This window comes from Lacrimispora sp. YZC11, from assembly GCF_057543815.1.
On the sequence record NZ_BAAJYQ010000016.1, the window covers coordinates 521,698 to 535,803 of the forward strand.

General features: G+C 44.5%; 12 protein-coding genes. All 12 read right to left on the bottom strand.

Annotated elements, in window-relative coordinates; all coding sequences use genetic code 11:
• Positions 1 to 53: 53 nt before the first annotated feature.
• Positions 54 to 800, bottom strand: coding sequence for a MurR/RpiR family transcriptional regulator (locus tag AC27IJ_RS17735; protein WP_025232937.1), 747 nt, complete (start codon positions 798 to 800; stop codon positions 54 to 56).
• Between the two features lie 182 nt (positions 801 to 982).
• Entirely contained in the window at positions 983 to 2,002 is a 1,020-nt protein-coding gene (locus AC27IJ_RS17740; RefSeq protein WP_331655706.1) for a substrate-binding domain-containing protein, read from the bottom strand.
• 41 nt (positions 2,003 to 2,043) lie between these two features.
• Positions 2,044 to 3,006 carry an ABC transporter permease gene (locus tag AC27IJ_RS17745; RefSeq protein WP_487150001.1) on the bottom strand — a complete coding sequence of 321 codons (963 nt, stop codon included), beginning with the start codon at positions 3,004 to 3,006 and terminating at the stop codon, positions 2,044 to 2,046.
• Positions 2,990 to 4,501, bottom strand: coding sequence for a sugar ABC transporter ATP-binding protein (locus AC27IJ_RS17750; protein WP_487150003.1), 1,512 nt, complete (start codon positions 4,499 to 4,501; stop codon positions 2,990 to 2,992). The genes AC27IJ_RS17745 and AC27IJ_RS17750 overlap by 17 nt, the downstream gene beginning before the upstream one ends.
• A 30-nt stretch (positions 4,502 to 4,531) precedes the next feature.
• Positions 4,532 to 4,930 carry a D-ribose pyranase gene (rbsD, locus tag AC27IJ_RS17755; protein WP_312444109.1) on the bottom strand — a complete coding sequence of 133 codons (399 nt, stop codon included), beginning with the start codon at positions 4,928 to 4,930 and terminating at the stop codon, positions 4,532 to 4,534.
• Positions 4,924 to 5,868 (bottom strand): ribokinase, encoded by a 945-nt coding sequence (gene rbsK, locus AC27IJ_RS17760; RefSeq protein WP_487150006.1) that lies wholly within the window; start codon positions 5,866 to 5,868, stop codon positions 4,924 to 4,926. Before rbsK ends, rbsD begins: the two co-directional genes overlap by 7 nt.
• A gap of 17 nt (positions 5,869 to 5,885) precedes the next feature.
• On the bottom strand, positions 5,886 to 6,521 hold the full coding sequence (gene deoC, locus AC27IJ_RS17765) for a deoxyribose-phosphate aldolase (RefSeq protein ID WP_312444112.1): 636 nt from the start codon (positions 6,519 to 6,521) through the stop codon (positions 5,886 to 5,888).
• Between the two features lie 88 nt (positions 6,522 to 6,609).
• Positions 6,610 to 7,623, bottom strand: coding sequence for a LacI family DNA-binding transcriptional regulator (locus AC27IJ_RS17770; RefSeq protein ID WP_312444114.1), 1,014 nt, complete (start codon positions 7,621 to 7,623; stop codon positions 6,610 to 6,612).
• 284 nt (positions 7,624 to 7,907) lie between these two features.
• Complete coding sequence (locus tag AC27IJ_RS17775; protein ID WP_312444116.1) at positions 7,908 to 8,342, bottom strand: VOC family protein; 435 nt, start codon at positions 8,340 to 8,342, stop codon at positions 7,908 to 7,910.
• Between the two features lie 179 nt (positions 8,343 to 8,521).
• The gene (locus tag AC27IJ_RS17780; RefSeq protein ID WP_312501813.1) at positions 8,522 to 11,173 is read right to left on the bottom strand and encodes a pectinesterase; all 2,652 of its coding nucleotides are present in this window, start codon (positions 11,171 to 11,173) and stop codon (positions 8,522 to 8,524) included.
• 741 nt (positions 11,174 to 11,914) lie between these two features.
• Positions 11,915 to 13,315, bottom strand: coding sequence for a M24 family metallopeptidase (locus AC27IJ_RS17785; RefSeq protein ID WP_487150009.1), 1,401 nt, complete (start codon positions 13,313 to 13,315; stop codon positions 11,915 to 11,917).
• Positions 13,316 to 13,345: 30 nt separating this feature from the next.
• On the bottom strand, positions 13,346 to 14,104 hold the full coding sequence (locus AC27IJ_RS17790; RefSeq protein WP_312501818.1) for a DeoR/GlpR family DNA-binding transcription regulator: 759 nt from the start codon (positions 14,102 to 14,104) through the stop codon (positions 13,346 to 13,348).
• Positions 14,105 to 14,106: the final 2 nt, after the last annotated feature.

The window sequence follows — 14,106 nt, forward strand, 5'->3', positions numbered from 1 at the left end:
AAACCCGGCAAAGCCAAGATACAAAAAAAGGGCCGGATTTTTCATCCGCCCTGTTATTTCTTTCGATAGGTTGATATGTAATCAATGATAATTCTGCAAATCATATGCAATGCAATTCTTGATGAGACTTCAAATTCCTTGATTGCCTGATGGGAATGCTTATATCCGATAAGGGAATAATTGCTGTATAACAACAGTTTGGACTTCTCATTACAGCAGCAGGTAATCACTCGGTTTCCACGGTGAAAGGCTGTAAATGCAGAGGCGATCAGCTCTGGAGTTTCTCCGTTTAAGGATAAGAGAAACAAAACATCGTCTGCCTTTAGTTTTGAAGCTTTTACCTGCATGATGTTGGGATCGTCTGTGTAAAAGACATCATAGTCCAGAAGCTGAAGCTTTAAGGAAAACTCCTGCCCAACATAAGTTGTGGGCCCTCTTGCAAAAACCGATATCTGCCGGGCGGAATCCAGGCATTTAATAATCTCCAGGACATCGGTAAGGGAAATACGTTCATGAACTTTCTGTGCCTCAATAAGGGTTTTATTGAGTATTTCATTTATGCCTTGTATTTCCTCGCTTTTTGCCTTATTAACGGAGCGGTACCGGAGCTCATTGAATCCGTTTAATCCGCACTTCCGGATTGCTCTGGAAACGGTAGAGGGAGAAGAATATGTCTCAAATGCAATATCTACAATTGACATCTCAGGAAGGGTATCTTCATGTGTATTAATAAAATTTACGATTTCAAGCTCAGTTTTTGTTAATTTATCTACGGTCTTTGGATCAAGTGATATAATCATGACAACACCTCCTGTCTCATATTTTTGAATGCGGCTCATCATTATTAAAAACTGTAGAAATTATATCACAAACAAAAACGAAAATCTTTTCAGAATTTACAAATATTGTCACGTCCCATATAAAGAGCTGCGGCATCAGACCGATCAATCCAGTCTGATGCCGCAGCCAATATAAATATCGATTATTCTTTTGTGACTAATTCATTTACGTTATCAGCGGTTACCAGTTCATTGTCCAGAATTACATACTTGTCTACGTCTTTGCCCTGCAGATAATTGTATGCAGAGTTCAAAATTGCTTTTCCAAGGAAGAAAGGAGGTTCTGCAATCGTTGCTTCAACCTTTCCTGCCTTAATTGCTTCAATGGTGTCATCAATGGCATCACAGCCGATCATGGTAATCTCATCCAGACGTCCGGCAGCTTCGATCGCTTCCAAAGCACCGAGAAGCATTTCATCGTTGGCTGCATATAATCCGTCGATGTGGTCGTTGGCCTGAAGAATGTTCTCCATTACGCTCATGCCCTTGGAACGGTCAAAATCTGCAACCTGGCAGGCAACGATCTTCATGTCAGGATTCTGGCTTATAACTTCGTTAAAGCCCTTGGAGCGGCTCTGAGCCACATTGGTTCCCATAATACCCTGGATTTCTACGATATTACCTTTGCCTCCCAGTGTGTCTACCAGATACTGGCCAGCCAGTTTACCGGATTTGATGGCATCGTAACCGATATGGGAAACCACTTCCCCGCCGCTGGCTTCACGGTCCATGGTAAGCACCGGGATACCGGCTTCGTTGCATGCTTCAATGGAAGAAACAATTGCATCGGAATCGCAGGTATCAATGATGATACAGTCTGGTTTTTTAGTGATCAGGTTTTCTACATCCTTCATCTGAATTGCAGGGTCATCCTGAGCATCTGTGATATAAAGCTCCACTCCTAATTCATCTGCGGCTTTCTGTACTCCGTCTTTGACATCCACGAAAAATGGGTTTGTCTGAGTATTCATCGCAAGTCCTATCACGTATTTCTTTTCCCCTGACCCAGCCTCTGCATCAGCTTTCGCTGTAGTCGTAGCTGCTTCTGTCTGTGCGGTCTCCTGTTTGGTTTCAGGCGCCTTCTCTCCGCTGCTGCATCCTGCCAGTGATGCAAGAACAAGTCCTGCAGCTGCTACTGCTGCCATGTGTTTTCTTTTGATCATAATCTTTTACCTTCCCTTCTTTTTTACATTAATAGTTTTATTTATTCTGCTTTCGCAGATAAATCCTTAACCTTTTTGTCCACCAGAACTGCGATGAGTACAACTGCGCCCTTTACAATATTGGTGGCATGGGGATTTACGTTCATAAGCGTAAGAATATTATCGATAATACCCATGATCATGGCACCTACCACAGTTGGCAGAACAAATCCTGTTCCACCGCTTAAGCTGGTACCTCCAAGTATGACTGCTGCAATGGCATCCATCTCGATCCCCTGTCCGCTGGTGGATTGTGCAGACCCCAGTCTGGCTGTTAAAACCACTGCCGCAATGCCACTTAAAAAGCCATTAATGATGTAAGCCATCCACTCCGTCTTTTTTACGGAAATTCCAGATAAGCGGGCTGCTTCCCTGTTTCCGCCAAAGGCATAAATGCTGCGTCCAAAGCTGGTCTGCGTCAATATGTAATGTGCCAGCAGAAAAAGCCCTATCAGTATAATAACAGGCACCGGAATCCCCAGAACCGTACCTTTTCCAATAAATTTATAGGAATCTATCTTGACCGGAATAGGAGAACCTTTGGTATAAACCAAAACACAGCCCCGAAGCAGGGTCATCATGCCAAGGGTAGCGATAAACGGGGGAATCCCGCACTGAGAAATAAAAAATCCATTTACGATTCCGCAGGTAATTCCGATTGCGACTGCTGTAAGTACGGCCAGAAAGGTATTGCCAGTGGACGCCAGCACACCGGAGGCTACAACTCCGGCAAACCCCAGAATGGAACCTACGGACAAATCGATTCCGCCGGTAAGGATCACAAAGGTCATGCCGCATCCGATGATGCCGGCAACTGTCACCTGCTTAAAAACATTAAACAGGTTGGAAACACTTAAAAAGCTTTCTGACAAAAAGGCGGCAAAGATACAGATTACCAGTAAGATCAAAACTGATCGATATATATTAATTTGGTTTATTAACCGTTTCTTAGTTTCCTGATTCATTTTCACTTACCCCTCCAGACGCATGTGCTAATATTTTTTCCTGATTCATTTCCTGTTTGGAGATTTCTAGCACCGTTCGTCCTTCCCGCATGACAATGACGCGGTCACTGACTCCAATCAATTCCGGAAGATCCGTAGAAATTACAAGGATACTCTTGCCCGCTTCCGTCAGCTTGTTCATAATGGCATAGATCTCCGCCTTGGCCCCCACATCGACTCCTCGTGTGGGCTCGTCTAAAATCAGAATATCAGAATCCGCTAAAAGCACCTTTGCAAACACTACTTTCTGCTGGTTTCCGCCGCTTAACTTTCCGGCAAGCTGCTGTGCAGAACTGACTTTAATATTAAGCGCTTTCACCTGTTCCTTTACACGGTCCATTTCCAGCCTGTTATCCAGCCGGAATCCTTTGGTCAGCTTTTTTAGAGAAGACATGGAGATATTTTCTTTGATGCTTCTTAATAAAACAAGCCCCTCCTGCTTCCTGTCATCCGAGACAAACCCGATTCCAGCTTCTAATGCTTTTCTGGGAGAAGAACAATCCTTCTTTTTACCATGTACGTAAATTTCACCGTTGTCCATTGGAATGGCACCGTAAATCAACTTGGAAAGTTCTATGGTACCGGCACCCAAAAGACCTGTAATCCCTAATATTTCCCCTTTGTGAAGCTTTAAGCTGACATCGTGTACCCCACGGCTGTTTACTTTCCTGGCTTCAAATACCACTTCCTGGGTTTTGTAATCTCTAACCGGATACAGATTGGATACATTGCGTCCGACCATCATGGATACCACATCATCATAATCCGTCTCTCCAATGGTTTTTGATGCAACGAATTTTCCGTCGCGGAAAACGGTAAGACGGTCTGAAATCCGAAAAATTTCATCCATGCGGTGAGATATGTAAATGATTGCAATTCCCTTTTTCTTCAGTTCCTCAATTGTCCTAAAGAGAATCTGGATTTCCTCTTCTGCCAGTGCTGCGGTGGGCTCATCCATAATGATGATCTTTGCCCCGATGGTCAGGCACTTGGCAATCTCCGTCATCTGAGCCTCTGCTACTGACAGATTTCTGACCTTTGTCTTTGCACTGAACTTTAAGCCCAGATGATCCAGATTTTCCTGTGCCTCCTGGTACAGCCTGTTCCAATCCACTTTCCCCAATGGACTTACAGGAAGTCTTCCAAGATACATGTTTTCTGCCACAGACAGCTCCGGAACCATATTAAACTCCTGATAGATCATGGCGATCCCATGTTTTTCCGCATCTTTGGCGGAATGAAACACCACTTCTTTCCCATCCAGATACATGGCACCGGAAGTATAAGGCTGTGCTCCCGCGATTATTTTCATCAAGGTAGATTTTCCTGCCCCGTTTTCTCCGCACAGGGCATGGACTTCTCCCTCAAAAATCTCCAGATGAACCCCGTCAAGAGCCTTGACACCGGGAAACGTCTTTACGATTGATTCCAGTTTTAAAACTAACCTTCCTCCCATATGTTTTCACCACTTCCCCTTTGCTTCCGGTCAATATGCGCATCCTGAGACCAGTACTACGTTGGTATATCCTGTAAATTCGCCTGTCAGGATGATTGCCTTGGCCCCCTCAGTCATCTTTTTTAACTCCGTATGGGGCACATACTCCACCGGAATTCCTTCCGGCAGGAGAGCCAGTGCCTTTTTATGTAGTTCTGGGCTTACTGCAAGTGCCTCCTCTGCAAATATAGCCCTTTCCGTTACCATATACTTTTCTATTTCTTCCAGTACCTCCAGATAAGCAGGACTTCCCGGCTTCCAGCCCAAGTCCACCCGTTCCACTCCCTTGGGAATAGGAAGTCCGGCATCTCCGATTACCAGCATATCCATATGCCTGAGTTCTGCCATGACTCTTGCTAATTGAGGGTGTAAAATTCCTGTTTTTAACATGACCGTATCTCCTTCTTCTGCTCTCTGATAAATGAGTCAATTTCTTCCCGGTCAGGCATGGCCGGTGTGGTTCCAATCCTCTGTACAGAAATAGCAGCTAATGCATTGGCAAAGGCTGCCGCCTCCCATAGATCCTTTCCTTCTGCTAAGGCTGCCACCAGGCCGCCATTAAATGCATCCCCAGCACCGGTTGTATCAACTGCGCTGACCCGGTAAGCTGGCAGGATGCCCCTCTTCTCAGGAGTTGCCAAATAAACTCCTTTTCCCCCTAACGTAATAAGTACATTTTTAACTCCTTTTTCAAAAAAGAAGTCTGCAGCTCTTCCTGCATTCTCTTCCCCATCCACCGGTATCCCGGTTAATATCTCAGCTTCTACCTCATTAGGCGTGATTAAATCCACCTTACTTAATATACTGTCACTGACCGGCTGTACAGGAGCCGTATTTAAAATGATTTTTACGCCTTTCTCATATGCAAGATCAATTACTTTTTCCACGGAAGAAATATTGGTTTCCAACTGAGTCAGCAGAAATTCTGACTGATCCAGCAGGTCTGAAATAGATTCTACTTCCTCATCTGTAATCGTGTCGCAGGCGCCTAAAATGACGACGATTTCATTCTGGCTGGTGTTTTCATCCACCATGATCAGCGCACAGCCGGTTTCTGTCTGTCCGGTACGGAATATCCGCTTGGTATCCATTCCCAGGTTTTTCATGGTATTTAAAGCCACATCTGAGAATGCATCCTCCCCAAGCTTCGTTACCATGGTCACATCAGCTCCCGCCTTATGGGCAGCTACCCCCTGGTTGAATCCCTTGCCGCCCGGACCCATTTTAAAAATACTTCCTTTAACGGTTTCTCCCGGGACCGGAAGATGGGGGCTTCTTCCCATCAGATCCACTACAAAGCTTCCGAAAACTGTTACTTTATTCCCCATAATCCTTCTCCTTTTTCTTATAGCAAGGCGATTCCGTTGCCTGCCCCAATCCGGTCCGCTCCGGCTTCTGTCATGGCCCTGGCCTCTTCCGGTGTACGGATTCCTCCGCTTGCCTTTACCTTTGCCCGGTTCCCTACCGTCTGCTTCATAAGTGCCACATCTTCTGGCACAGCACCACCTGTACTAAAACCTGTGGATGTCTTTACAAAATCTGCTCCGGCTTCTATAGAAAGCTCACAGGCCTTTACAATTTCCTCTTTCGTTAAGAGGCAGTTTTCTAGAATAACTTTAACAATTTTCCCCTGGGAGGCTTCCACAACTGCTTTTATATCATCACGCACCAGATCATAATTTTTATCCTTCATGGCGCCGATATTCATTACCGTATCTACTTCATCTGCCCCAGCCTTCACAGCCTCGGCAGCTTCAAACGCTTTTGCGGAAGCTAACATCGCTCCCAGAGGGAAACCTACCACACAGCAAACAGCGACACCGCTGCCTTTTAATTCCTGTGCAGCGAGAGGTACTTGACAAGTATTCACGCACACTGATGCAAATCCATATTCTTTTGCTTCTGAACAGTATCTCTTAATTGTTTCTGATGTGGCATCTGCCTTTAGCATCGTGTGATCCACTAATTTTGCAATTTCCATTTTCTTCTCCTCTTTTCTTTTATTATCTATTACCCCTAATATGTAACCGGTTACATATTAGGGGTAAAAATAAACTGCTCACCGCAGCCTATTTTATTAATTCTGACCCGCGAAGCACCACCTGATACGGTACAAAGATTTTTCTTCCGGAGCTTTTGCTCTCCTTATGGGACAGCTTGTCAATCAGCATTCCCATTGCCTCATATCCCTGCCTCTTTGCATCACGTTCAATGGTTGACAGCCTGTAATCAATTATTTTAAGGGATTCGATCTGGTCAAAGCCTACGATTGATATATCCCTGCCTATTTTAAGTTTCTGCTCGGTAAGATACTTGAGCACACCAAGACTGGTCTGGTTATTGGAGGCAAAAATCGCAGTCGGCGGATCCGGAAGCCGCAGCAATTCTTTTGTCCGTTCATATGCCTTGATGATCTTGAAATCTCCGGATACAATATAATCTTCCTTAAGTTCAATCTTATAATCACTTAAGGCCGCCTTGTATCCCTTTAACCGGTCCTTCCCTGGCATAGAAGTACTGGGACCTGTAATAATTGCGATCTTACGGTGACCTGCCTGGATCAACGCTTCCACTCCTTTATAAGCAGCAGCGTCATTTTCTACAAAAACCCCATCCAGACTGGAATTTTTAATATTACGGTCAACTAAAACCACCGGAATTCCCTTATTTTCAAATTGTATCAGCTTATCCCGAGTCATCATATCAAGCTCGGAAACCGGGGTGATAATCAATCCGGAAAGTCTCTGGCCTTCTGCCATCTGAAGGTACTGGTGCTCTCTTTCCTGCATTTCACCTGTATCAAACAAAACAATGTTATACTGTTTATTGGCCGCCAGCTCTCCCATTCCGCTTATGACGCTGGAGAAAAATTCATTGGCAATATCCGGAACAATAACACCAATACTGGAAGAATCGCGGGTGCTTAAACTTCTTGCTATGGCATTCGGTACGAAATCCGCTTCTTCAATTGCTGCTAAAACTTTCTGCTTCGTTTCGTCCTTTACATATCCGGACTGATTAATCACTCTGGACACGGTCGCAGAAGAAACACCCACCTTTTTGGCAATATCCCGTATATTCATTTTTAAAATCTCCTTTATGTAACCGGTTACATATGCATATTAACATATTTATCAACGAATGTAAAGAGTTTTTTATCGTTTTTTACAATTGGTTCAGGACTTTTTTCATATAAGCAGAAAATAGTACCAGATATAAGGGAAATCCATGGCAGACAGTTATTATGACTGGAAGAAGGGCAAAAAGATAGCGCGGCGGCAATCTCTCGTTTGCCGCCGTGCTCCTATTAGATGGGCGTACTTTTTTAAACCTTCTGAAAAAATGATGAACAGCGGCTTTTTTATATTTATAGAATTAGCATATCTTTCTCATCAAAATTAAATTCAGGACCGTATGCAACCTCCCAAAAATAACCATCTGGGTCCGAAAAATAAGCATGGTAACCGCCCCAAAAGACATCCTGCGGTTCTTTTTCAATTTGTGCACCGGCCTTTCTTGCTAATTCAATCACTTGATGCACTTCTTCTTTGCTTTTCGCATTATAGGCCAATGTTATACCGCTGAAACCAGAGTGAATATGAGGAGGATTGCTATTGTTAATATCTTTCGCTAATAAATCGAGTGGATATAGTTCCAGTTTTAATCCACCAGAGGTATTAAAAAAGATGACTGGAGGGTTATAGTCTGTTTCGTTTGTCTGAAAACCTAATCCATCTTTATAAAATCGAATCGAATCTTCCATACTCCTTACACCTAAACATATTACATTTAATCTATTCATTTAACTTTCTCCTTGCTTTATACTTTTTATTTTACTTCCTGCAAATAGTATAATACAAGTAACACGACAACAGTATGTCTTATTCCTTAAATCTTTTTACAGTATCATATCATAAAAAGTACCCTGATAGTCAGGCACAACCACTTTTTTGTGTCTTACCGTCAGGGTACCATTTCAGCCTATGGATTCTGAGGATTCTCCCCCAGCCACTCCACATCCAGTTCATGCAGCATGGTCGTATTCTGCCACCCGCCTGAGCCTGTGGTCCCGGTATGCAATAGGCTCACGCCGCCAAAACCGTTCTCTGTTATCTCTCCGCTCAAATCCACCGAATGCATATAACCATCCTTTGCCTGATCTGCCAACTGTGGAGTCTGCGTTTCCACATGGGCGGTCAGCTTCGTCCCCTCTGCCTTCATAGTAATTTCACAGCCGGTTAAATAGCAGGACGAAAGGACTTCATCGGATATGTAACTTACCTGTCCATTTTCATACCGGACAAGAACAAAGGTGCAGGCATTGGAGGCTGCCTCGGTGCGGATAATCCGCAGACCATAGCCGGTCAGTGTTTCCGTGTCAAACTTTAAGCATAAGTCCATATACTGGCCTGCGCTCCCGAAGCCCTGGCCCGCTATTTTTGCCGGATCTGCCAGAAGCTTGAAGCTCATGCTGCCATACGTTCCTGCTACAGGTGTATACATAAGCCGTACGCCCTGGGTTCCCTGATAAATACCCATTCCTACACTGCCGTCTCCCGTCTCACCATAAATCCAGGGCTGATCGGTGTCCTCCCCCTTCCAGCCGCTGTAATCCTTCATGTCAGCCGGTTGGAACGCATCCACGGTCCAGTATCCAGGCTTAATTTCCGTCTGCCGGACCACCGGAAAATCAGAAAAATCGGTGTGGAAATTGCGGGCCGTCACATCTGCTGCCGTGATTTTGTCTGAGAACATGGCTGACATGGCTGATCCCGGATAGCTTCGGATGTGCTTTGGCTCCACCTTGGCGGTCAGATAGCTGCCTATATCACCCGCCGTAAGCCGGTATTCGTATTTCGGCTGATCCTGCGTTGAAACAGCCACCAGAATCGGGTTGCTCCCTGCTGCATCCTGGCTGCGGTACCAGGAAATCACCGACTGGTCTGCCCTGTCTCCCAGCTCCAGGCCGTATTCAGCCGTCAGATAGCCCTCCTTCTCTTTTTGAACCGTCAATTTCTTTGTGAAGGATGGCGACTCCAGAACACTTGGCTTAACGGTCAGCTCCAAGGATGCCTCCAGTCCCTCCGGTGTCTTTGCGTGAACCATAACCTGCTTTGTCTCGTCCTCCTCATTGATACCCTGAATGGTGCAGGTCCCGTTTCCATGATCGGCAAGCTTTACATAAGCCCCATCTTTATCGGAAATTGAATAGGTTACGGCGCTGCCTGTCTCTTCCGTCTGATAGAAATACTGCACTTTGCTGGAAATTACAGCCTCATTGCTGCCAGAGACAATGGTATCTTCCGTTGTCTCCAGGGAAAGCATGGTCGGTATCTTGTCTGCTCCTGCCGCAGTAACGGCAGCTTTTACATCCAGCGGGTCCCACTGGTCGTTCCCCCTTAAGAGATTGTAGGTATTATAGTAACTCTTTCCATCCGTTTCTATCCGGTAAGCTTTCAAAACCTCCGCTCCGGTCATATCCACTGTTTCCTGTGCGCCCTCGCCTGCAATTGTAATGGGTTTCCCATTGTGCAGGATGTTGTATTGATAGCATTTTAAAGAAGCTGCCGGATATTTAGTCCAGGCAATTTCAAACGGAATGTCAAAATTGCTCTGATACGTACAGTCCACTGCCGTTATCGCACCCCCGCGCTTGGTAAAATACTGCACCGGCTCTGTTTCCACAGTCAAGGTCACACACCGAAACGTACAGTCTAAAAAAACGGAACCGGTTTTTGTTGCCTCGGCCAGCGGTCTGTTTCCGTAAAAATCAAAATCGCAGCCCACGAAAACTGCATTTCCGTTGATGGCATCATCAGTGCTCTCAAAATGGCAGTTATTGTACAAGCTTCTTTCTCCGCCATTGATGGGACGAAGATTTAAGCGGCTGATAAAATTACAGTTTTCCGCAAACATCCTATCCCCGGACAAATCTGCCAACTGGGCCTGTGTAATGGTGGAGGTCCGCTTCTCTTGATTTAACTCCGGCTTCAACGCATAATTTAAGTCCACGCTGCAGTAATTGCCAATCGTTAAGTTCTGAACCTGCAGTCCGGTTCCATTGTTATTGAACCGGAATATCGTATAGTTTCCGTCGGCGCCGTGGGACTGGCCCCGGTTGCCTGCCAAAACCACATGGTCCGGGTCTTGGGTAAGGCCCTTTAGCGAAAGCCACTCACAGTCCACCACCATACCGTATGGGACCTCATAGCCTTCAGTTTTTTCCAGGGTATCAGACGCTTCCGGATCGTCAATCCAGTACACATATGGCGCAATATAAACCGTCATAGGTTCCTGTTCCGTACCATTTGCCAACGCCTGGGCACTTAAAGCCTCTGTTATGTCATTGTACACATAGTCATAGCGGTCTGCCGTCTCATCGGCCAGGGAACCATCCAGATAGATTGCCTTTGGACCGAGAGGAATCGTTTTTCCCTGATACGTGATATTAGTTCCGGCAAATTCAATGGGGTCCTCCCCGTTTAACGGAACATACTCTCCTGCCGCCGCAGAAGCCGTCTCCGCCGCCACAGGCGCTGTCTCATTTGCGCTTTTGCTTCCGCCGCAGGCACTTAAGGACAATGCCATAGCAGCCGCCACCCCTGCCGCTGCCCACTGTTTAACCTTTTCCATGGTTTTCTCTCCTTTTCTTTTTTTATAAATTAATGAGGTCTAAAAGCCTGTGTAAGTGTTTTCACTTTTTCTATATTTTTTACTCTTATGTAAGCGCTTACATATTTCTTTAATTAATTATAGCACCTAACTCTTCATAATTCATTTCAAATATGGTACAAAACATTGCAAATACTGACATCCTAATGCATGATTTTGATATTATAAATGAAGGATTTTAAATCTATGAAAGCACTTACCATTCTGTTGTTCTGTAACTGGATAAATGTGAAATCTCCCGGATAGATTGGATTTAACCGCTATCCATCGTCACCAGCGAAAAGCAACTGTCCGATCATATTTATAAAGGGTTGTAGGAAATCGAAAAAGCCCTTGCAGTTCCACACCGCAAGGGCAAATCCTATTATATTCGTTGAAACCGGTCTGGCACATTATGAGAAATGCGGATCGGATTGCCCGTTATATTGCCAGGCTGATGGAAAATCCCAGGTCCAGCCGTACCAGGCTCCTTTTTAATATAAAGTCCCAGACCCGTACCGCTGTTAATCTTATCACAATTGCGACTGCGGGTATAAGACGGTTCAAACAGCTTCGCAAGCTCTGTCTCCGGGATTGCTTCACACTCATTCTCAATGGTCAGTCTGCCTGCCCCTAACTACTTTTAAACCTGTTTTATGAATGGCGGCTAACAGCCGTCTTTCTTTCATTAAATAAGATTTACAAAACAGTCCTAATACCCGTTCAAGACTTATTACAACAAATTGCGGCCGATTTGTTAAGCAGGAAAGGTCTTAAATAGCCAACCGTATTTGATAACGGAAGGATTTCATCCGGTAAGGAGATATTTAATGTCTGAACTATATATACTCTTCTGTGAAGAATCCGTTTCCATAAATCAGGATATTCTTCCTGGATCCTGGTTCGCAGAGCTTCATCCGCAATGGCAATGCAGTCTTCAGCGCTTACACCCGTATATCCTGGTATGGATGGAATGATATCAATCTGAAAAATCATACCGCTTTGAATTCTATTTTCTGAGCCTGGATAAATAGGTGACGACATCCATTCCTCATCTGCGGTTAAATGTCCTGGATTTAAAGACCAGCCATATTGTTCTTTCGGCAAGACTGTTTCTATAACCTGATAGATTTCCTTTCCCGATTTATTTATCCTTAAATTTTCCAGCCATGCAACGACTGCATTGTAATAAGGATAAACCACTCTTTCCAGATAATCCTTCTGGCTCCGGGGAAGTTCCGCCTCATTACTGACCACAAGACCTGTCCTGCTTGAAAGTCCTCCTTTGAAGCCTGTTGTAACAGAAAATGCATCTCCGCGTTGAATCTTTTTTGCAGTGGGATAGAGATTCGCCTGCTGAAACCTCTCGCCGGTTGCGGCAATCGGCACCACCGTATTGACCTGACCGTCTGCCGTTAAGTATTTGCCTATTTCAATTTCTTCCTTGCCCACCTCGATTGCATTTAATGCATTTAAAATGCAGTTGGAGGAAAGATTGGCTCCATATTCATAATGAGCAATTTCATTTGCATTATTGGTAATGCGGGCACCTTTATCGGGTCCGATAAATAAATCATTTGAATTCACTAAATCTGCGGACGGACGGACGCTTTTCTTTAATGCTTCAACTATATAGTAAGGAATATCAAAGGGACCGCCCTCACTTTCAATACCCGAAAATAGCTTCCAGCCCACAAGCCCTACCCTGTTTGCCTGGTTCAACCCCTGCCGTTCAAAAACAGAGACCAAAGTAATATCACTTTCCATGGGCTGGTTTGGCAGTGAAAAGAAAGGGACATGGATAACATCGCCAGGGAGCCTGGTATACTGGCTCATCTTTAAGTTTTCATTTCCCAAGAGGTAATATACTATGTGATCCTGTTTTAAGATCAGCAAAGCTTCTTCAAAGCGCGGAATAAAGCCGGTTAAGTATTCAAAATTCCCACTATGCTCCTTGTCTGCATAAATTACCAGATAATCGAGTTTTCTTTCCTTCATTCCAGCTATTATCTTCTGATACCGCTCCTCCATCGTTTGATCCGACAACAAAACAGGACGTACTTCATCGTAGGTCTTTGGCTCCGGCAAATTTGTATCTAAATAAATGCGATCAAAATTTATCATCATATCTCCTTTTATGAATAAATTGCAGTTTTATCCGGCGATAATTAAATCAACACCATGCTCCTGCAGATCACGTTGGAAATCCGGGGAGGGTTCTACATCCGTTATTAAAACATCAATATCCTCTAAAGCACAGACTTTAAAGAAACCTGTTGTATCCATTTTCGTAGAATCAGCAACTGCGATGACCTTTTTGGCGCAATTGACCATAGCTCTTTTGACCAGGCCTTCCTCTTCCGTGTGGATATAAAGCCCGGAGCCAGTTATTGCGAATACTCCCAGCAGTGTATAGTCAACTCTGTACTGGGATAATTCCAGCACCGTATCGCTGCCGTATAAAAATAGCTGTATCTGGTGCAGTTTCCCTCCCACCACTTTAATATCCTTATTTCCGTGTTTTGCCAGCTCAACCGCATGCGTTAAAGAATTGGTAATGGCGGTCAGGCTTTTGGAAGCCAGCAAAGGGATCACCGCTTCCACCGTGGTTGAAGAGTCGAAGATAACAGAGGAAAATTCTGAAATAAGTGGTTCTGCAGCTTTTGCAATTTTTTTCTTTGGGGTGGAATAAATCTTCGACCTTTCTTCGTAACCCATAATCAGGGCTTCTTTTTTCCCTGAAATTGCACCTCCATAAGTTCTCTTTAATACACCTTTCTTCTCAAGCTTAATTAAATCACGTCGAACGGTGTCCTTAGAAACATTTAATTGATCCACCAATTCTTCAATTGTTACATTCTTCTTTTTTTCAACGATTTCCTGAATCTTTGCTAAGCGTTCTTCCACAAGCATGT